The sequence below is a fragment of the Enterovirga sp. CN4-39 genome (genome assembly GCF_049446235.1).
Taxonomy (GTDB): domain Bacteria; phylum Pseudomonadota; class Alphaproteobacteria; order Rhizobiales; family Beijerinckiaceae; genus Enterovirga.
Genome location: NZ_JBMSEF010000009.1, coordinates 16003 through 35520, shown reverse-complemented (window position 1 = coordinate 35520; position 19518 = coordinate 16003). Strand labels below are relative to the sequence as shown.

Genomic DNA, 19518 nt, shown 5'->3' with positions numbered 1-19518 from the left:
TCGAAGCCGAGACGTTCGGAACGCGACTTTCGTCGCCGGACGAGGGCCGCCGCTTGCGCCTTCAGGCCTGCGGGATCCGCGCGCGTCCATAATAACCGTAGCGTCGGCGAGCTTCCGCCATGTCGTCCGGCGACAGGAGCACGGGCGAGCCGGCCTGAAGCGCCAGGATGTATTGGCGCGCCAGCATCTCCAGCAGGGAAGCCCCTTTCGCGGCCTCGGCCATGCTGCGGCCCACGCTGATCATGCCGTGGTTCGCGAGGAGACAGGCATTGCCTGCTCCCAACGTTTCCGCGGCGCCGCGCGCCAGGTCCGGCGAACCGAAATGGGCATAGGGAGCGCAGGGAATCGCGTCCGTGCCGAAAAAGGCGACCATGTAGTGGAAGGCCGGAAGCGGCTGGCGCAGGCAAGACAGGGCCGTGCAGGCGTCCGAGTGCGTATGGACGATCGCCATTACGTCCGGCCTGGCTTCATATATCGCGGCGTGCATCGGCCATTCGCTGGACGGGATCCCCTGCCCTCCCACCTCTCCGTTCCGGTCGATCAGGACGATCTGCTCCGGCTCGATGGACTGGTCGGCTCCCGTCGGCGTGATGAGGATCCTGTCACCCTCGCGCAGGCTGAGGTTCCCGGCGCTCAGAAGGAGTAGCCCTTCGGCCGCGAGGCCGCGATAGGCATCCACCAGAGCGGTCCGCTTGCTCGCACCATCCGCGACTAGCATCCTGTCTTCCTCCTCCTGGACCGCACCTGCGGTCCGGCGGGAGCCTGCGCCCCTGCCGGCACGGGAGTCGAGATGCTGCACGCGAAACCTGTGGTCTCGGGTGCGCGCCTGCTTTCCGGAGCCTGCCGACTCATGATCGGTGAAACCATGCGGTACCGGCTGGGCATGAAGGACGATGGTTGGCTCGTCGTCGACACGGAGCGGCGGCGCGTCGCCCAGTTCGGCGGCCTCAAGCTCGAGGGGCTCTCGGCCGAGGAAGCGCATATCGGCCTGGGACTGATGGAAGCGTTCGACCGGGGCCTCGCGACCGGGGTGGAACGGGAGCCGTTGCCGCCCCTGGCTGAGAATGCCGGACGGGACGCGTTGCAGGCGTGATCGCCACCCGCTGCCAGAAACAAACCAAAACTCCGGCCAGGAACCAAGCTCGGCTTTAAGGGTTGGAGGCGCAACCGGCCGCCACCTGGCGGCTGGGACGCCATCCTGGAGGGGTCAAGGGGCATTCAGTTGGGCTGGCGCGCACAAGGCGGGTTGCGCTTCCTGGCTTGAGGGCCCATGTAGGGATAGACCTCGATTCGACCCGGCGCAGGCTCGCCCCGGTCTCGAGGCATCTCAGCCTCCATCGATTTGAGGATCTTGTCATACGCCCGACATCGAGCCGGGCCAATAATCATGCCGGCCATGGGAGCCGGTGCATAGGAACGACGTGCAGATTTCATTCATCAAAAGCGACAACCACCATCAGAAGAACGCAGCAGACCGGTCACGCGGCGGCCCGGACATCCCGGTCGTCTCCGGCAAGCGGAGCAAGGGCTGGAAGCCCCAACCCTCAGGTCTGACGAGGGACGAAACACGCGATCTCGTCCGTGAGATGATCGGCTGAGGTCAGCCGCGCCCCACCAGGTTTCGGCTCCTTAGCAGCCCCAGGGACCCGCCGCGCGCCGCAGTCCGACGCTGCCGGCGGGGACCCTTTATCCCCTCATTCCAGCCAGTCGTTGAAGCGGGTCGTCGAGAAGAGAGGGTTGTAGAACGGGTCGTCGTGGATGAGGGGGCGCCACCTCTCCCGGAAGCGCGCGGCCTCTTCCAGAAAGCGAACCCGCTTCGGGCCGCGATCCTTCCCGCGGCTGGCCGATTCCAGGTGCTTGAGGACGACCTGCGGGACGAGCAGGTTCTGGTAGCCCTTCGCCTGCAATCGGAGGCAGAAGTCGACGTCGTTGAAAGCGACGGCAAATGCCTCGTCGAAACCGTCGACCTCAAGGAACTTGCGGCGATCGACAGCGAGGCAGGCTCCGGTCACGGCGGACACCTCGTGAACGGCCTTCATCCTCAACAGGTGGCCGTAATGGCCCCGTACCGGCATGTTGCGATCCCGGTGTCCGGCCTCGCCACCCATACCGATACTCACACCGGCATGTTGGATGCGCTCGTCTCCGTAGAGCAGGAGCGCGCCGACGCCGCCGATCTCCGGCTGCTGCGCCCACCCGCCCAGGCGGGTCAGCCAATCCCCCTGCTCGACCTCGCAGTCGTTGTTCAGCAGCAGAAGGACATCTCCCCTCGCGGCCGCGGCGCCGGTGTTCACGAGCCTCGAGAAGTTGAAGACACCCGGGTCGCGGATGACCGTGAATCCGCCGCTAGTCTCAAGGCCGGCCAGGTACTTGATGGAATCGGGGCTCGTCGAGTCGTTGTCGACGACGATGACTTCGTAGGGACAGGTCCGCTCCGTCGCCGCCGAGATGGTGTCGATCGCGCGGCGCAGCAATTCCACCCGGTCCCGCGTCGGGATGACAATGGATACGATGGGGCCGGGCGGGGCCGGACTGCGCGCGAGGCCGGGGGTGGCAAGCTCCTTGATCGGGCGCGGCTGCTCCGATGCAGTTTTCAGCAGCACGCGCTTCAGGTGTCCGAAGGCTTTGCGCGGCCTATGCCGCCCGGCCGCCACCAACGCCCCCCACCACGGGAGGGCGTCCCCATCGACCCGCTGCGCGGCCTCCGCGAGCACGTCCGCCCGAAACAGGCACAAGCGCCCGACATAGTCGACCTGCTGGAGGAAGACCGGGCTCCAATCGGGCTTCAGTTGCGGATAGAGCCGCCCATCCCACCGGTCGACCTCGGCGCTGTCCGAATAGAGCACGTCGAGCGTCGGATTTGCCTGAAGGTAGTGCCTCAGCAGCAGGATTGCCTTGGGGTCGAGAATGTCGCCGGCCCTGAGCAGGCCGACCCACCCGCACGTTGAGCGCGAGGCGAGACCGAGCGTGATCCGATCGGCAGCCCCGTTCTCCGCAGGAACGAGCTCCACGCATTCCCGAAGCCCAAGCCGCCCGACTTCCGCTCCCACCGACGCCGCCCGATCGGGCCGAAGCGCGATGGTCAGGCGGAATGCCCGGTCATGCTGCGCGGCCAGCGAGTTGAGGGTGCGCGACACTCCAGCCGCGCCTTCTGCCGCCACGCTCATGACAAAGGCGAGTTCGCCGACATCAGGAACGCCCGCGCCCAGCGCCGCGTCCAGACCATCCGGCTCCAGCTTCCGCTCCCGCTCGGCGGCAAAGGCCGCGAAGGCGGGGGTTCGCCTGAGGTCGAGCGCGGTGCGGGCCATCACGGCGCGCTGCCTCATTCCGCGAACCCGACTCAGCAGGTAATGGGGGATGCGAGACGGATGGCGCGTGAAAACCCGCAAGGCGACCGAAAAATCGCCTAGACTGACCAGGCGGTCGACGCGGATATCCTGCCCTGCACCGAGGGGGGCAAGGATGTCCACGCTCACGAGGTCGGTCGGCGCGAGGCCGATCCAGCGCGCACGTCCGAAAGTTGCCGCGGGCAAGAGGCAATCCTGCGCCGCGCCGCCCGAGCGACGGAAGCGCAGAAGTGGCCGCACGGGCTGGCCGACGAAACTCTGGCTGAATTCGATCCGGACCCACCTGGACCGCAAGCTAGATGCGTCCGCGAGGCAGAAAACGGTCCTCATCGAGCCCGATGTGGGAGAAGGAGAAATGGGGAGACTCGTTCCGATCGAACTGAACTGGCTTCAAAGGCGGACGCTTCTCTGAGCCACAGACATCAGCCCCGTGCGCACGCCCCGGTCAGGATCCGCGTCGAAAGAGGCTACTTTCAAGCCGGTCAGGGCGGAGACTGGGCGCTGCTCATTGTGTTTCCTTGTACCTTACAGCCGATCGAAGGCCAATTCGCCGCGGGGCACATCAGGGTTGCAGTACAGTTAGCTTCGCAACCGGGCGGCAGAGCTTCCAAGGCCGGCGCGTCCGCCCCCCTTCCTGTCACGCTGCGCCGCAACTTGGACGCAAATCCAGCGTAGCCGAACCGGTCGGTTTGGAGCCGGGGGGCTTCAGCCAGGATCGAGCTCGGCCATGGGCCGAGGTGACATCTGAGCTTGAGCCGGTCTAAGGATCAGCCACGGACGCTCTGGAAAGGCGAACGACCTTCGAATGCCACAGCTTGAGTACAAGACCCGCTCCGGTGTCGGCCTGACGGAGGAAGGGCGCGCTCGGGGTGCACTCTCGCTCTTGAAGGGCCGGATTGCTGCCCTGCGCCCCGCCTCCTCCGTGGTCCCGCGGCCTATTGCTCGCGGAACCCAGCGCACCCGCAGGAAATCCTGGCTGTTCCGAGCGATGGTCATAGCTCCGACCATTGCCGCCGCCATCTACCTGTTTGCCATCGCATCGGACCAGTACATCTCCGAGGCGCGCTTCGTCGTTCGGAACGCCCAGAAGCAAGGCGGCTCTGGTATCGGCGCCCTCCTGCAAAACGCCGGGGTGAGCGGTGTCCGGGACGAAGCGTATCCGGTCATCGACTTCCTGAAATCGAGGGACGCGGTCCGAGAACTGGAGCAGAAGGTTCCGCTTCGAGAGATGTTGAGCCGCCCCGGCGCCGACTTCCTCGCACGCTTTCCGTCCTTCTACTCGGAAGGGACATTCGAGGAGCTGTATGAGCACCTGTCGAGCATCCTAACCGTCACACACGATGCGACGACCGGCATAACGACGCTCAAGGTACGGGCGTTCGCGCCCAGCGACTCGCAGCGCATTGCCGAGGCGCTGATCGAGTCCAGCGAGCAGCTGGTCAATCGAATGAACGAGCGCTCGCTGCAGGACGCGGTCGGCTTGGCGACCAAGCAATTGGTCAAGGCGGAGCAGCGCTCCGCTGCAGCTCAGCAGGCCATCACCGCCTATCAGATCAAGGCCGGGCTGGTGGACACCGCGTCGACCGCCAAGACCTACCTGGAGCTGATCGGCGGCCTCGAAAAGGAACTTGCGGCCACCAGGACCCAGATCTCGCAAACGCGTTCCGTCTCGCCGAACAACCCCGGTATACAGGCGCTGCTCGACAAGGAGGCGGCCCTCTCCAAACAGATCACGGCCGAGCGGAGCAAACTCCTGGGGGCCGATGGGTCTCTGGTCGGGAGCTTCGCCGAATTCCAGCGGCTGACACTCGAGGCGGAGTTCGCCGCCAAGGCCTTGCTGGCCACGAACACCTTGCTCGAGTCGGCCCGGATGGAGGCTCTGCGCAAGCAGCTGTACCTGGAGCGGGTCGTCGAGCCGAACACCGCCGATTCTTCGCGCTATCCGCGCCGGTGGCTGGCGATCCTGACCATCTTCGGAACCCTGTTCCTCGCCTATGGGATCGTTCGCCTCCTCATCGTGAATGCACGCGAGCACGCCAGCTAAGGCGCGAGCGGCAGTGTCATTTCGGGAAGAGACATGATCCGGGTCGACTCCCTCGTGAAGGAGTACAAGACGGGGCACACGTTCAAACGCGTGCTCGACAACGTGAACTTCGACGTCCGCCCAGGCGAGCGCGTGGCTGTCCTCGGGCGGAACGGGGCCGGGAAATCCACGCTCGTGCGGATCATCGGGGGCGTCGAGTATCCGACCAGCGGCCGGATCGATCGACAGATGTCGCTGTCGTGGCCCCTCGGGCTGAGCGGCGGGTTCCAGGGAAGCCTGACCGGCCTCGACAACGTCCGGTTCATCGCCCGGATCTACGACAAGGACTATCGGGAGGTCCGCGACTACGTTGAAGAGTTCTCCGAACTGGGAAAATACCTGCAGGCGCCGGTCAAGACCTATTCATCCGGCATGCGGGCCCGGCTCGCCTTCGGGCTGTCGCTCGCGATCGATTTCGACTGCTACCTGATCGACGAAGTGATCTTCGTCGGGGACCAGCGCTTTCACCGGAAGTGCCGCTACGAAATCTTCGAGAGGCGGCCCGACCGCGCCCTCCTCCTAGTCAGCCACGACGCCGGGATTATCAATGAGTACTGCACCAGCGCAGTCGTCCTGCATCAAGGGAAGTCGAAGACCTTTTTTGACCTTCAACTCGCCATCGATATCTACAACGCGCTGTGACGATGCGGGTGCAACAAGCTAGCGCCGCCGTTGAGCGCAGACGTGGACACGCCGGGCACACGAGGGTCATCAAACCGTTGAGATCGCGCTGCGAAAGCGAGGGACTCCCTCCTATCGCAGCCAAGAGCACCAAGCCATGCAGAGCGTAGCGAAACCGTCGCCAATCCAACTTGCCCGCGAGCAGATGCGCGTCATAGACGCGTTGATGGTCCGAGAGATCTACACGCGCTTCGGACGAGAGAACATTGGGTTTCTCTGGATCATCGTAGAACCAGCCATGTTCTGCCTGGGCGTTGTCGCCCTCTGGTCAGCGATCAAGCACTCTGGTCATGAAGAGACCGCAATCGTGCCCTTCGTGATCACGGGCTACATGCCACTGCTGTTCTTCCGCCACCTCTGCGGAAAATTGATGCGGTGCATGCAGGCCAACGGCGCCCTCCTCTACCATCGCCAAGTCAAGGTCATATCGCTTTATCTCGCGAGGATCGGGGTCGAATTTTTGGGCACGACGGCATCGTTCGCCGTTGTCATGTTCATGTTTTACATGGCGGGCCTAGCTGAAGCTCCCCATGATCTCTCCCTGATGCTGGGCGGATGGCTGATGTATTGCTGGTTCGGCGCATCGTTTGCCATGCTGATCGGCGCTCTCGCGGAGCGGTCCGAGGTCGTCGAAAAAATCTGGAGCCCAGCAAGCTATATATCGATCCCGTTTTCCGGGACGTTCTACATGCTTTATTGGATGCCCGACGAGCTGCGGCGAGTGCTCGAATGGTCGCCTCAGGTGAACGGCGTCGAAATGCTCAGAAGCGGATACTTCGGACCTGGCATCCCGACTTACTATTATCCTGCCTACACGCTTCTGTGCTGCGCCATCCTCACCTTTGTGGGACTTTATCTGGTCTCCCGAGCTCGCGAGCACATCGAGATCGAGTAGCGGCTACGGCAGCCGCTGATCGGGGCATCGCACACCCCAACGCTGCAGGAAGCAAGTGCGGTTCGGCCCACCGGCCGCACGGCGAAACGCGGGGCGGTGGATCTCCCCGTCACTTCAATCTGGGAACATCCATGACTGCGCTTCGGCCCCTCGTTGCCTTGATCAGCGCCCTTGCGGCCGCGCAGATCGCCATGCTTTCCGCCGGCAGCGCACAGACCTCTTCCGGATACGCGACCGAGGCCCGGAATGGCCCGCTTCCCGCGCCTCGCCGACTTGCGCTGCAGGGAGATGCCGAGAGAGCGCGAAATGCAGATGGCCGAGGTCTCTCTCAGGAACACAGACCGCCGCCCATCGATGCGGTGAATGCCGGAGCTTTATGCGCCGCCAGCCCGGACAGAGACGAAGCCGCTTGCCTGCAGCGAGCGCTGGACGCGGCCTGTGCCGGCTCGAATGCTCGCGGCGGGAACGTCGTTTATCTGCCCCCCGGCACATACACGATCGCCAGCACCGTGACCGTGCATTGCGACGGGGTGCGCATTGTTGGCGCCGGGATCGGCCATCGGGACAGCGCCCAGCGCGGGACAGCGCTGCGGTGCTCGGTGACAAGCGGGCCCTGCATTCGATTCGCGAAGCGCGGGAGCAAGAACTACTCCTACGGAGGAGGAATCGAGCATCTGAGTTTCGTCAACCCAGTCGAGCAAGGCTCGGGGACCGCCGTCTCGCTCCAGGTCGAGCATGCGCAGAACTTCCACGCGCAGAACCTTTATTTCTGGGCGCCCTTCCAGGCGATCAAGGTGATCGCAGGCGCACACAACACCTTCTACGCGATCCATATGGAGGCGATCCTCCCCGGAGGAACCGGCATCGAAGTGACCGGCGCGTTCGCCGGAGGCAGCATCGAGGCGAGCCAGGCGACCCGGAACGATACGACCACCTTCCAGGACATCTTCATGAGCGCCGGTGGTGTCGTCACCCCCTCAGCCAAGCATCCGACCTGCCTCGCGATCCGCGACTTTGCAGCCACTACCGTCGTACGGAGCCTGCAATGTCTGAACCCCCACGATGGGGTTGTGATCTCTTGCGCACCCGGAGCGACGATCGACGCATGTCCGGCGTTCATGGATTTCCGCGACCTTGAGATCGACTTCGCACACGGGCGCAACCTCGTTGCGTCAGACTTCCAATCCCTCAAATGCTTCGGCTGCTACTTCCACGGCTCCGAGAGCACGATCGAGAACGTCGCGCTATTCAATCGGCATTATAATGCAAGCTGGTCCGCGCAGTTCATCGGCGGGAAGGCCGACGGAGCCATCGGAACCTGCTTCGCAAGCCAGGTCGGGGCGACGGTTGTGCAAGGGATGGACATCCATAACTGCAATCGCGGCGGGGCCGGCGCTGCGGGCCTGACGCTTTTTGGGCCCCGCCCTGACGCCGAGGACGCGACCGGGAACAACGTGATTGTTGGGAACACCTTTTGTCGGTTCCGGGGTGCGGCCCCGACCCGGATGGGGGCAATCACGATCAGGCCCGGCGTTGAAGCGACGACCGTAGTGGCGAACGTGTTCGCGGATTGCGCCGCGGGCGTGGCAGGAGCGGGCCCGGAAGCGAACCATCAGGTGGGCCTCAACGCTGGCCCGTAGGGCACCCCTGCTACCCCATCGGAGATCTGCTCCTCTCGACCCGCCTCGAAGCCGAGTCCGCGGTAGAGACCCGCAACCCGCTCGCGGTATCGATCGGTGCTGAACTTCTCGGCCTGAATCTTGCCGCGCCCCGACAACTCGCGGCACAGATCATCGTCCGACGCCAGGGCCACAAGTCCTGCCCGAATGGCGGAGACGTCCGTGGGATCCACCAAAACGGCGGCATCGCCCGCGACCTCTGGCAGGGAGGCAGCATTGGAGGTGAGGACCGGCGTACCGAGGAGCATGGCTTCCAGCACCGGAAGTCCAAAACCTTCGTAGAGGGACGGGAAGGTCACGGCACGTGCTCCCTTGATGAGGCTCACGAGAACCTCGTAGGGCGCGTAGGAGATCGGCTTGAGCTTGGGACGCGGCCGCCGTCCGGCCACCCCGCGCCGCTGAAACCACTTGTCGTCTATGATCCGAAGTTCCTGATCGTTCTGCCACCCTGAAGAACTGACAATCACCAGGGGAAGATCCAGGCCCGATGACAGGAAGGCCTGCAGCAGACGCCCGACATTCTTCTTAGGCTCGATCGCACCGTAGAAGAGGAAATACCCTCCCGGTTCGAGCCCAAACAGGCCGCCGATTTCGTTGGCAACCTCGTCGGAGGTTTTGCTCCGGAGATGCAGGGGAATGTCGACGGCCTGGTACGTATTGGTCACCCGGCTTTCCGGAACCTTCAGCAGGCGGATGATGTCCTGCTTCGAGGCTTCCGACACCGTGACGATATGATCGGCCGTCCTGGCGATCTCCCGATGAAGCCTCAGAAAATATTCCTTGTCGTCCAGCGTGGTGTAGGGGAGGCGCAACGGGACGAGATCATGAACCGTGTAGACGTTTGCAGCCTGCGGAAGCCGCAGCGGCGTCGAGAAGGTGAAATGCGCGATGTCGGGGCGGTCCCGCATGCGCACTTCCGACAGGCATCCATGCGCGAGAAAACTGGACCGAGCGAAGTCGAAGATGCGCTCACCCACTTGGATCTCGTCAAGGACGGGCAGGCGCTCACGGATCGGCCCCGTGGCGACATGACCGCTCGGCGTGGCGTCGGTCAGCGTAAGGCGCCTGTACATTCCAAGCCGCGCTTGAGCCCAGGTCAGCGCTCGATCGAACTTCCTCCGGCGTTCCTTCCGCCCTTCGAAAAGGGCGACTTCTCGCAACATAGGATCGGTCGGCACTGGGCAGGGCAGAGCGTAGGCAATTGAGACGCGATAGCCAATCTGCTTCGCCGTGGCGGCCAAATTCCGGGTGTACGTGGCTATGCCCGTACCCGTGGCCAACGACAGATTCAGACCGTCGTAAAGGATCTTAGAGGGCATTCAGATCCATTCGGCGCTAACCGAAATCCTGTCAACCGAATGCTCCTCCGCGAGCGGCAGGTTATACCCCTGAATTGCCAATACTTAGAGTTGCATCTCTGGACTAACATCTTTGTGCCTCAAAAACGCCTTCCTGCGACCATCCAGCCTCTTCGTTCCACGGGCAGCAAATACGCTCCAGGCTTTCTCCCCAGGGAGGAAATTTGTAGGATCGCTTCGGTACGCAGCTAGCGCTCGTAAACGGTTCTGCTAAAAGCTGCCGCTCGCCCCGCCCGCGAACCTCCATCAGCATGCGGCCGCTCGTCCGGCGCGCCGGATTGAAAATGCGATCACATTCGAGATGCAGGGTCCTGTACGTGAGCGACTCGCTCGGTACGCCCATCCACCCTCGGGGCATTTTCAACTACAGCGTTTCGGTCCTGGAAATTCTCCGGTCCCTTGGGATGAAGGTGACCCTCGCCGTCGAAGGTACGCCTGGCTACGGCGGATACGGCATACGGGGCCGGATGGCGGAGGATCTCGCGCGGATCGCTCCTCGGGCCTTGGACTCGATGCGGCTGGCCGAAATTTACCGCTATTTCAGCGGGAGCCGGTTCAGCCACAGGTTCGAATATCGCCAACGCGCCATGCGTGTCCTGGCCAAGCATGCAGCAGGCCTTGTAGCCGTGGCGCAGAGGCAGCTTGCGACGGTGAAACCCGCGCGGCCTACCCTGGTGCCCAATGAGACCTCGCTCCTAAGCGAAGTGCCGAAGGCTGCGGAACATCTCCTTCTGGCCGATCGGCTGCTCGTGGTAGATGAACTCTACTCGGCCTCGATGCTCCGTGCCGTCAATCGCACGGGCCCGGTGCCCCTCGATGCGACGGGCTACGATATCGTGCTCGTCGATACGCCTCACTACGTCGAGATAACTGGCGCTCGCCGGGACCAGATCATCTCCGTAGTCCACGACCTCATTCCTCTCCAAGATGTTCAGATGTCGAGCGACTGGCGGCTGCTCTTCCAGAGCAAGCTGGACGTGACACTGAAGAACTCAGGCCACCTCATATTCGTGTCCGAAGCCACGCGCGACACGTTCAACAATCTCTTTCCCGATCGAGCCAATACTCCCAACACCATCCTGTACCCTGCGATCAGGTCTGGGCTTCTTGCGTCGGCGGAGGAGCCTGCCGAGCGAGGCTCAGAGTATCTGGAGACGATCGGTGCGCGGATCAGAACGTCCAGAATCGAACGGAACGCCGACCAGATCTCGGATTCGGCCCTGATCGCGCTCGCCCTTGGGCAGGTGAGCAAAGCCGACCTGCGGGCCTCGCTCACGAAAGGCAGTGACTGGGATCCTTCGCTCCCATTCTTCGCAACCGCTGTCTCCGACGAACCGCGCAAGAACATCGCCATCTTCGTGGAGGCGGCGGAGGCGCTCCGCGGGCTCGCGAACCTGGTCGTGATGGGGCAGGTCGATGGCAATCGGTATATGGGTCATCAGCCGGAGCGCTATCCAAACCTCCACTTCACGGGATACGTCACCGAGACCGAGAAGCTGAACATCATCCGGGGCTCTACCGGACTGATTTTCCCGAGTTTTTCGGAAGGTTTCGGAATTCCGGTCGTGGAGGGCGCAGTCTTCGGGCGGCCTGTGATCTGCTCCAACATTCCGGTCTTCCGTGAGATCACCGGCGGGTTGGCGGTCTACATCGACCCCCACCGTCCCGATGAACTGGTCAGCGCTGTGCGCGACATCATCAGCAACCCGGCCGAGGCGACAGCGCGTGCCGCGCCGCTGCAGGCCCTCTGTCTCTCGCGTTACCGCCAATCCGCGATGGCCGAGCGTCTGAAACAGACGCTCGTCACGATGGGGCGGCTCAAGGAACTAGACCAGGCTGCCTAACGTCCCTCAGGCGCGGGCTCTCAATCGAGGTCGAGGATGAAGACGAGACGTCCCAAGGTGCTGCTGGTCAGCCAGAACCTTGGAACTCCCGGCGTGCGGAGCGCTTGGCGTGAGTACAGCGTTGCACTCCTCGAAAGCCTCAAGGCGCTTGGGGCCGAGATCACACTCGTGGTCGAGCGGAGTGCGGAGTACGAGGACGCAGCGTATTCGGGACCTAGCGCTTCCGCGGCTCAGAACGCGGCCCGCCTGAGTTCGGTCTACAGGTACCTCAGCACCGGATCGTTTGAGCCCACTCTGTTCTACCAGGGCCGGCTCTCCCGGATGCTCGCGCTGAAGGCACCGGCTGTGCTGGCTGTCCACGCTCGGCTTAGCCAGCGGCGCGACGATGCGGGGCAGGCTCCGATCTGGAACGAAGCCTCCGAGCTTACCGGAATCCCGGAGCGACTGGATCACCTGAGATCGGCCGACCGCTTCCTCTTCCTCAAGTCCTTCTACTCCTCCGCCAGCCTGCGGGCGGTCTACGGAACCGGTCCGGCCGAGATCGACGCGCAGGGCTATGACGCTGCGATCACCGACGGACTCTTCCCCGTCCGATTCAGGAATGTGCCCGCCGGCTCGGTCGTGACGATCATCCACGACCTGTCGACCCTTGAGGCTCCGAGTACCCCTGCGAAGCTTCGCCGCATCACGGGGCAGGCTCTTCTCACTCTCGCCGATCAGAGGGGCGCCGTCGCCTTCGCGTCGCCAAGCGTCCAAGCGCAGTTCGGGCGCATCGGGGCCGCCATCCCGGTAACCCGCTCTGTCTCGCTCGGGCCTCTTGCCTCCAACCGCTTGCTGAAAATCGCAGCGGAGCCGCCCGTGTTCGAACGCAGCAAACTCCTCGCGCGGGCCGACCTCGCGGCCGAATCCGCCGATCTTTCAGAGATGCGCGCTTCAAAGGTCGTGCGGCATCTTCTGCCTGAGCTCTTCGAGGATGGATCCAGGGAAGAGCGAGCAGGCTCGCGCAAGTGGGATCCCACCCTGCCCTACTTCGTGCTCGTGTGGCCTCCAGAACGGCAGGTCGATCTGGGTCTGGCCGAGAAGCTGGCTTCAAAGGCGGAAGGCCGCGCGAACCTGATCGTCCTCCGCGCACCCAGCCATCGCTCAGCCCACCTCAACCTGTACTGCCCGGAGGTCCGTTCGGAACAGGAGCGGCTTGCCCTGCTCGCGGGAGCCAGCGCTCTCGTCTACCCGGAGCAGACCGGTTCAGGGCCGGCGCTCCTCGAGGGCGTTGCCCTGGCGGTCCCGGTGATCTGTCCCGACGTGCCCCTTCATCGTGAATTCGCGCCGAACGCCGTCTTCTACGACGGCCCCTCAGACGGCCCGCTGCTTTCGGAGATCGTCCGGGTGCTGGACGCCCCGACAGTGAAAGGTGCTACCACTTCAGGACCGCTGCGCGATCACGATGCGTTCGCCCGAAGGTATCGCGCAGAGCCGAGTGCCCGCCTCCAGGAGTTGCTCGGAGCGAACTCGACCTGATCGCGGGCGAGTGTCTAAACCACGGGTCGTCGGTGGACGCCTGTCATCGAGTGGGCTCGTAGCCGGTGGCGGCGCTCTGGTCAGCAGCCGCTGCGCGATGCGGCCAATGCGGGCGTATGACGACGCGAGAGGGGCAAGCGCCTAGCTCGATAGAGGCTCTTCGACGAGCGGCGCAACGATGGGCTGCGTGTCCGGCTCGGCCACCGAGAACTCCACGTACCCCAGAGACAAGGTCCCATCGAACACGCCCCGCTGGGAGGAGAACCGCACCTCGACGGGCGCCGAAGCGTCCTCGTGCTTGAACTCCACGACCATGTCGCGACGGCCCGGGACCTCGATGTTGAACGTAGCTTGAGCCAACGTGTTGGTGCCGAACCCGGCAGTGATCTCGATCCCGAAGGTCTGGCCCACCAGTTGTTCGGCGAAAGCTACGACGGTTCGCGCGCGCCAGATCCCACGAGGCAGATAGGCGTACGGACCATAGAAGAGGATGCGGGCCCGCCCGGTGGCGTCGATGGCGCGATCGACAGCCGCGCCATCTCGGGTGGCATCATGAAACAGGAGCCGCGAGGTCAGGACGGATCGCGGTCGAACGCCCTCCCGAAGCCCGTCGAAGCTTCGCAGCACCGCCCGTACGGTAGCGTCCAGCTCTCGGTTCTGCTCCGATTGGCCTTCCCGGCCCGAAATCTCGCTTTCGGGGCGGACCGATCCCAGGGAGAGATCCCGCAGGCCGAGCCTGCTGCCGACGAATTTGAGCAGTTCCTCAGTGGCTTGCGGCGCGGCGGCATCGATCGTCTGGCAGATGCCGCTTGCTTGCGGCTCGACGAAGCTCGCCAGCCTCATCATCACGGTCCGCGTGCCGTCGAGGAGGCTTTCATGACCGGCGACGAAGGCCATCGGGTCGGCATGCAGATAGGCAAAGGCAGCACCCGACCTTTCGAGAACGCGAGCCCAGTCTTGAGCGGCGTAAGCCACCAAAACGAGCGAATGCGTTGCTTGGGTCGAGATGGCGTGGGCTGCCACGCCGACGAGATCGTCGACTTCGACAACATCAGTCGGGGTACCAGCCGATGTCAGCGCGGCCGCTACGTCGTGAAGCATGTTGCGGACCTGCGGCACAGGCAGGCCCAACACGACAACGAGCATGAAAGGGTTCGAGTTGATGAGTAACGGTCCGATCCGCGTAAAGGACCGGGCAGGCTGCGGCAAGCTCTCAGCAACTCGCCTAAGCCTCCGGACGGCGATCAGCTGACATGCGGGATGGCCTGGCAGGCGAGCGAGGCGGCCCAGCACGCCCCTTCGGAGCGCCCGCTCATCGCCGGCCAGGCCAGAGCGGCCGAGCAGCCAGTTCCTCGTTCTCCGCCGTCAGGCGGCGCTCCGCAGGGCGGCCTTTACCTGCCCGTAGGCGCGTCGCCAGACGGGGACAGCCAGTTCTTCGATTAGCCTCGCGACCTCCTGGCGGGCTGCCGCGAGTTCCCGCTCTTCGGCCGAGATGCGCTCCCGCAGCTGATCATTCTCCTGGCTGGCCGCCGTGAGCTCTCGCTCTGCAGCCGAGATGCGCTCTCGTACGTTGTCGATGTCCCGACGCGCCTCGGCGAGCTCCCGCTCCGCGGTGGACAGGCATTCCCTGAGGTGCTCCTTCTCGTGGTAGTATGCGGCCTTGAGGTAGTCGTCGGCGCGGTAGAGGAAGGCCGATTTCAGTTCGGGGTGCTCGGGCGCTACGTAGAAGCGATTGAGGTCGTCCGTGAGGACGAACTCGTAGCCGGCGGCCGTAAGGATCGGCTCCCAGCCCTCGTAGGATGGGGATGACGTCAACGGCTCAGTCGCCTCGACAAGGACGATCCAGGGTCGCCAGCGTGTGAAATCCGCGCCCTTGAGGGCAGCCTCCTCGCCGCCCTCGCAATCCACCTTCAGGAAGTGGACTGGACGGTCCTTGACATGCTCCTCACAGATCGACGCCAGGGTTCTGCACTCGACCGAGTAGGACACCCTCTCGCGGCCTTCGGCTTCGGCGGCAGAGGCATATTTGCTGTTGGAGGTGGACAGGCCCGTGCCGACGATCTCGTGGAACGTCGTCTCGCCGGGGGCGTCCCAGGCTGCTGCCCGGATGTTGATGTCGCGGGGCCGGTCACGCTCGAACAGGGCAAAGGCCGCTGGAGTGGGCTCGATATTGATGCCGCTCCACCCGTGATCGTAGAAGAGCTTCGTCACGGAATCGACCTCCGGATGAAACCCTCCGACGTCGATATACAGGCCATCCTGTACGCGTCCCGAGAGGGCACGCCACAGCAGCACGTCTTCGTAGATCTGCGCGTAGGAGAAGAGCACCTAGAGCCTCTTCGCTTGGACCTCTTGAACTAGCAGCGGGGACTCTCGAGGCGCAACCGCCAACGCGACGGGAATTGGTCTAACAATACCATCGCAAGACGGCGCGCGCTCAACGGAAAGATCGTTGAGACTTCGTACAAAGCCCCCGACCTAACCGGCGATCAGCCCGATACCGCCCTGCTTTCTTAGATTGTTCTTATGATCCCGGGCTCTGCAACAAAGCTGCTCAGAGTGCGCCAGGGGGCAGTGAAGCCCCCGGGTCGGGCGGCTTGATGTCGGCCGCGCCTTGCCTTTTGCTTCCCGGGTTGGCCCAGCTTCCGGAATATCGCGCAGCGGCCATACTGCACCGCGGAGGCAGGGTTCATGTGGCAGCCGGCGAGTCTCTACCCCGATCCGGCGATCGAGATCCTCGACGAGAGCTTCCTCAAGTACCGGGTGTTCAGCGCCGCCGTGGAGCGGCTCGCGACCGGGTTTCGCTGGGCCGAGGGGCCGGTCTGGTTCGGGGATCAGCGGCAGCTGATCTGGAGCGACATTCCCAACGACCGGATGATGCGCTGGGACGAGGAGAGCGGCGCAGTCTCCGTTTTCCGGAAGCCCTCCAATTGGAGCAACGGCAACACCCGCGACCGTCAAGGCCGCCTGGTCACCTGCGAGCACGGGCGCCGGGTGACCCGTACGGAATATGACGGCTCGATCACCGTGCTGGCCGACAGCTTCGACGGGAAGCGGCTGAACTCTCCGAACGACGTCGTCGTGAAGTCCGATGGCTCGATCTGGTTCACGGATCCGGTCTTCGGCATCCTCGGCAACTACGAGGGGCGGGTCGCTCCGCCCGAATTGCCGCAGAACGTCTACCGGATCGACGGCGAGACGGCCGAGCTGACCGTCGTCGCCGAGGATCTGCGCGGCCCGAACGGCCTCGCCTTCTCGCCGGACGAGAGCGTCTTCTACCTCGTCGAATCCCGCGCCACTCCGCACCGGCGGATCCTCGCCTACGACGTCACGGAGGGCGGGCGCGCCATAGCCAACAAGCGCACGTTCATCGACGCGGGGCCGGGCGGTACGCCCGACGGCTTCCGGGTCGATGTCGACGGAAACCTCTGGTGCGGCTGGGGCATGGGCTCGCCCGAACTCGACGGCGTGATGATCTTCAACCCGGACGGGCGACTGATCGGCCGCATCCGGCTGCCCGAACGTTGCGCCAATGTCTGCTTCGGCGGGCCGATGCGGAACCGGCTCTTCATGGCGGCGAGCCAATCCGTCTACGCCCTCTATGTGAATACTCAGGGCGTCGCCCGAGGCTGAACCCCGCCGACCATTCGCCGTTGTTGCTCCGCAGCTTCTCGACGAAGCTGAACGGGAGGCGCAGATGAGCGACAGTCGGTTTCCATCCATGACGGCGCTGCTCGGGCTTCTGGCTGTGGCCGGGTACCAGAACCGGGACAAGATCGCCGAGATGCTGGGCAGCCTCGGCGGCCATGGCGGATCCGGCCAAGGCCAAGGCGGCCAACCGAACCAGGGTGGCCAGCCGGAACAGGCTGGCGGTCTCGGCGGGCTCCTCGGAGGATTGCTGGGGGGCGGCGCGCAGAGCCATGCCACGCCCGGTGGAACAGGCGGCCATGCCGGAAATCCGGGCGGCTTCCTCGGAAGCGGGCTGAGCGAGCTGCGCGACCGCTTCGCCGAGGCCGGACAGCGTGACGCTGTGGAGTCCTGGGTCGGAACCGGACCGAACCGCGAGATCGCCGAGAACGAACTCGAGCAGGCGATCGGCACCGATGTGCTGCAAGCCCTCTCGCAGCGGACGGGCCTGTCCCGCGAGGAGCTCCTCGCACGGCTCACGCGCGCGCTGCCGGACGCGGTCGATCGTTACACGCCGGACGGGCGGGTCCCGGGCTAGAGAACATCGCGGGCGGGCCACTAAGTGAGAGTGGCCCGCATCCGCCGATCCGGCTAACCTTCCGGCCCAGGGCCAGGCATAGGCCGAAGGGACGGGTGGGAGTCAGGATGTCCAAGGGTTTGCGCAAGGGGCTCACGAGCTACGGCGATGCGGGCTTCTCGCTGTTCCTGCGCAAGGCCTTCATCAAGGCGATGGGCTATTCCGACGACGCGCTCGAGCGGCCGATCGTCGGAATCACGGATACCTATTCCGACTACAATCCCTGCCACGGCAACGTGCCGCAGCTCGTGGAGGCGGTGAAGCGCGGCGTGATGCTGGCCGGCGCGATGCCCATGGTCTTCCCGACCATCTCCATCCACGAGAGCTTCGCGCACCCGACCTCGATGTACCTGCGCAACCTGATGGCGATGGACACCGAGGAGATGATCCGCGCCCAGCCGATGGATGCCGTGGTGGTGATCGGGGGCTGCGACAAGACGCTGCCGGCGCAGATCATGGCTGCCGCATCGGTCGATCTGCCGACCGTCGTCGTCCCTGTCGGCCCCATGGTGGTCGGCCACCACAAGGGCGAGGTGCTCGGCGCCTGCACGGATTGCCGGCGTCTCTGGGCGGCCCATCGCGCCGGCGAGATCGACGAGGCGGAGATCGAGACTGTCAATGGTAGGCTTGCCCCATCGGTGGGCACCTGCATGGTCATGGGCACGGCTTCCACGATGGCCTGCATCACCGAGGCGCTCGGCCTATCGCTGCCGATGAGCGCGACCGTGCCCGCCCCGCATGCCGAGCGCATCCGCATCGCGGAGGCGAGTGGCAAGCGCGCGGCCGAGATGGCCGTCTCCGGGAGCCCCCGCCCGTCCGAGATCCTGACCGCGTCGGCCTTTCGCAACGCGCAGATCGTGCTCCAGGCGATCGGCGGCTCGACCAACGGCCTCATCCACCTCACGGCGATCGCGAACCGCACCAAGGAGCGCGTCGACCTGGAGACCTTTGACCGGATCGGGCGCGAGGTGCCGGTGCTGATCGACCTGAAGCCGTCCGGCCAGCACTACATGGAGCATTTCCACCATGCCGGTGGCATGCCGAAGCTGATGCGCGAGCTCGGCGACATCCTCGACCTGGATGCCAGGACGGTCGGCGGCACCACGCTTCGCGACGTCGCCGCAGCCGCGGAAGAGGTGCCTGGGCAGGACGCGATCCGCGCGCGCGGGAATCCGATCAAGCCGATCGGTGCCATGGCGGTGCTGCGCGGCAATCTCGCCCCGCGCGGGGCCGTCATCAAGCACTCGGCCGCGAGCCCGAAGCTGCTGCAGCATACCGGCCGCGCCGTCGTGTTCGAAAATGTGGAAGACATGGCGGCCCGGATCGACGATCCGGATCTGGATGTGACGGCGGACGACGTGCTCGTGCTGCGCAACACCGGCCCGGTCGGCGCGCCCGGCATGCCTGAGGCCGGCTACCTGCCGATCCCCCGCAAGCTGGCCCGGGCCGGCGTGAAGGACATGGTGCGCATCTCGGATGCCCGGATGAGCGGCACCGCCTTCGGCACGATCGTGCTGCACATCGCACCGGAATCGGCCGTCGGCGGGCCGCTGGCGCTGGTCCGGACCGGCGACCGGATCCGCCTCGACGTCGAGGCACGCCGCATCGACCTGCTGGTCGGCGACGAGGAGCTGGCCTCCCGCCGCGCCGCCCTGCCCTCAGCCTCGCGCCCGGATTGGGCGAAGCGTGGCTATGCCCGCCTGCTGCACGACACCGTGCTTCAGGCGGACCAGGGCTGCGATTTCGACTTCATGACCGGCACCGGCAACGACCGGGGCTTCGTGGAAGAGGTTCCTGCCATCGATGGCACGGACAAATAGACCAACAACCACAATGATTTCGGGAGGGA

Annotated in this window: 15 protein-coding genes; 10 read left to right on the top strand and 5 right to left on the bottom strand. The window is 64.7% G+C overall.

Features of this window, described 5'->3' with window-relative positions; all coding sequences use genetic code 11:
* Positions 1-61: 61 nt before the first annotated feature.
* On the bottom strand, positions 62-718 hold the full coding sequence (locus ACO2SS_RS15625; RefSeq protein WP_423278614.1) for a class II aldolase/adducin family protein: 657 nt from the start codon (positions 716-718) through the stop codon (positions 62-64).
* 72 nt (positions 719-790) lie between these two features.
* Here ACO2SS_RS15625 and ACO2SS_RS15620 point away from each other — a divergent pair, with 72 nt between their 5' ends.
* On the top strand, positions 791-1093 hold the full coding sequence (locus tag ACO2SS_RS15620; protein ID WP_423278613.1) for a hypothetical protein: 303 nt from the start codon (positions 791-793) through the stop codon (positions 1091-1093).
* A 601-nt stretch (positions 1094-1694) separates the two neighbouring features.
* Here ACO2SS_RS15620 and ACO2SS_RS15615 read toward each other — a convergent pair.
* A complete protein-coding gene (locus ACO2SS_RS15615) occupies positions 1695-3533 on the bottom strand; it encodes a glycosyltransferase family 2 protein (protein WP_423278612.1) in 1839 nt (612 codons plus the stop codon).
* 802 nt (positions 3534-4335) lie between these two features.
* Between ACO2SS_RS15615 and ACO2SS_RS15610 the strand changes: the two genes are divergently transcribed.
* The 4 genes from ACO2SS_RS15610 to ACO2SS_RS15595 all read left to right on the top strand — a co-directional run bounded on the left by ACO2SS_RS15610 (position 4336) and on the right by ACO2SS_RS15595 (position 8646).
* The gene (locus tag ACO2SS_RS15610) at positions 4336-5391 is read left to right on the top strand and encodes a hypothetical protein (RefSeq protein WP_423278611.1); all 1056 of its coding nucleotides are present in this window, start codon (positions 4336-4338) and stop codon (positions 5389-5391) included.
* Positions 5392-5424: 33 nt separating this feature from the next.
* The gene (locus ACO2SS_RS15605) at positions 5425-6072 is read left to right on the top strand and encodes an ABC transporter ATP-binding protein (protein ID WP_423278610.1); all 648 of its coding nucleotides are present in this window, start codon (positions 5425-5427) and stop codon (positions 6070-6072) included.
* Between the two features lie 136 nt (positions 6073-6208).
* Complete coding sequence (locus ACO2SS_RS15600; protein WP_423278609.1) at positions 6209-7006, top strand: ABC transporter permease; 798 nt, start codon at positions 6209-6211, stop codon at positions 7004-7006.
* 131 nt (positions 7007-7137) lie between these two features.
* Positions 7138-8646 carry a glycosyl hydrolase family 28-related protein gene (locus tag ACO2SS_RS15595; RefSeq protein WP_423278607.1) on the top strand — a complete coding sequence of 503 codons (1509 nt, stop codon included), beginning with the start codon at positions 7138-7140 and terminating at the stop codon, positions 8644-8646.
* Here the strand turns inward: ACO2SS_RS15595 and ACO2SS_RS15590 are convergent.
* Positions 8619-10004: a glycosyltransferase family 4 protein gene (locus ACO2SS_RS15590; RefSeq protein ID WP_423278606.1), complete on the bottom strand. Its 1386-nt coding sequence runs from the start codon at positions 10002-10004 to the stop codon at positions 8619-8621. The genes ACO2SS_RS15595 and ACO2SS_RS15590 overlap by 28 nt on opposite strands.
* 443 nt (positions 10005-10447) lie before the next feature.
* Between ACO2SS_RS15590 and ACO2SS_RS15585 the strand changes: the two genes are divergently transcribed.
* Entirely contained in the window at positions 10448-11887 is a 1440-nt protein-coding gene (locus ACO2SS_RS15585; RefSeq protein WP_423278605.1) for a glycosyltransferase, read from the top strand.
* A 36-nt stretch (positions 11888-11923) separates the two neighbouring features.
* Complete coding sequence (locus ACO2SS_RS15580) at positions 11924-13405, top strand: hypothetical protein (protein ID WP_423278604.1); 1482 nt, start codon at positions 11924-11926, stop codon at positions 13403-13405.
* Between the two features lie 141 nt (positions 13406-13546).
* On the opposite strand, the gene ACO2SS_RS15575 is transcribed toward ACO2SS_RS15580, so the two are convergent.
* Positions 13547-14698 carry a hypothetical protein gene (locus tag ACO2SS_RS15575; protein WP_423278603.1) on the bottom strand — a complete coding sequence of 384 codons (1152 nt, stop codon included), beginning with the start codon at positions 14696-14698 and terminating at the stop codon, positions 13547-13549.
* Between the two features lie 72 nt (positions 14699-14770).
* Positions 14771-15733: an FkbM family methyltransferase gene (locus ACO2SS_RS15570; protein ID WP_423278602.1), complete on the bottom strand. Its 963-nt coding sequence runs from the start codon at positions 15731-15733 to the stop codon at positions 14771-14773.
* A gap of 363 nt (positions 15734-16096) precedes the next feature.
* On the opposite strand from ACO2SS_RS15570, the gene ACO2SS_RS15565 reads away from it, so the two are divergent.
* The 3 genes from ACO2SS_RS15565 (at position 16097) to ACO2SS_RS15555 (ending at position 19489) form a co-directional block, all read left to right on the top strand.
* On the top strand, positions 16097-17038 hold the full coding sequence (locus tag ACO2SS_RS15565; RefSeq protein ID WP_423278601.1) for an SMP-30/gluconolactonase/LRE family protein: 942 nt from the start codon (positions 16097-16099) through the stop codon (positions 17036-17038).
* 64 nt (positions 17039-17102) lie between these two features.
* On the top strand, positions 17103-17630 hold the full coding sequence (locus tag ACO2SS_RS15560; RefSeq protein WP_423278600.1) for a YidB family protein: 528 nt from the start codon (positions 17103-17105) through the stop codon (positions 17628-17630).
* A 107-nt stretch (positions 17631-17737) separates the two neighbouring features.
* On the top strand, positions 17738-19489 hold the full coding sequence (locus ACO2SS_RS15555) for an IlvD/Edd family dehydratase (protein ID WP_423278599.1): 1752 nt from the start codon (positions 17738-17740) through the stop codon (positions 19487-19489).
* Positions 19490-19518: the final 29 nt, after the last annotated feature.

Excerpts from the sequence above, each read along its gene's own strand:
- ACO2SS_RS15560 (WP_423278600.1), top strand. The coding sequence starts at position 17,103 with ATGAGCGACAGTCGGTTTCCATCCATGACGGCGCTGCTCGGGCTTCTG.
- ACO2SS_RS15580 (WP_423278604.1), top strand. The coding sequence starts at position 11,924 with ATGAAGACGAGACGTCCCAAGGTGCTGCTGGTCAGCCAGAACCTTGGA.
- ACO2SS_RS15590 (WP_423278606.1), bottom strand. The coding sequence starts at position 10,004 with ATGCCCTCTAAGATCCTTTACGACGGTCTGAATCTGTCGTTGGCCACG.
- ACO2SS_RS15605 (WP_423278610.1), top strand. The coding sequence starts at position 5,425 with ATGATCCGGGTCGACTCCCTCGTGAAGGAGTACAAGACGGGGCACACG.
- ACO2SS_RS15585 (WP_423278605.1), top strand. The coding sequence starts at position 10,448 with ATGAAGGTGACCCTCGCCGTCGAAGGTACGCCTGGCTACGGCGGATAC.
- ACO2SS_RS15595 (WP_423278607.1), top strand. The coding sequence starts at position 7,138 with ATGACTGCGCTTCGGCCCCTCGTTGCCTTGATCAGCGCCCTTGCGGCC.
- ACO2SS_RS15620 (WP_423278613.1), top strand. The coding sequence starts at position 791 with ATGCTGCACGCGAAACCTGTGGTCTCGGGTGCGCGCCTGCTTTCCGGA.
- ACO2SS_RS15625 (WP_423278614.1), bottom strand. The coding sequence starts at position 718 with ATGCTAGTCGCGGATGGTGCGAGCAAGCGGACCGCTCTGGTGGATGCC.
- ACO2SS_RS15600 (WP_423278609.1), top strand. The coding sequence starts at position 6,209 with ATGCAGAGCGTAGCGAAACCGTCGCCAATCCAACTTGCCCGCGAGCAG.
- ACO2SS_RS15565 (WP_423278601.1), top strand. The coding sequence starts at position 16,097 with ATGTGGCAGCCGGCGAGTCTCTACCCCGATCCGGCGATCGAGATCCTC.
- ACO2SS_RS15555 (WP_423278599.1), top strand. The coding sequence starts at position 17,738 with ATGTCCAAGGGTTTGCGCAAGGGGCTCACGAGCTACGGCGATGCGGGC.
- ACO2SS_RS15610 (WP_423278611.1), top strand. The coding sequence starts at position 4,336 with ATGGTCATAGCTCCGACCATTGCCGCCGCCATCTACCTGTTTGCCATC.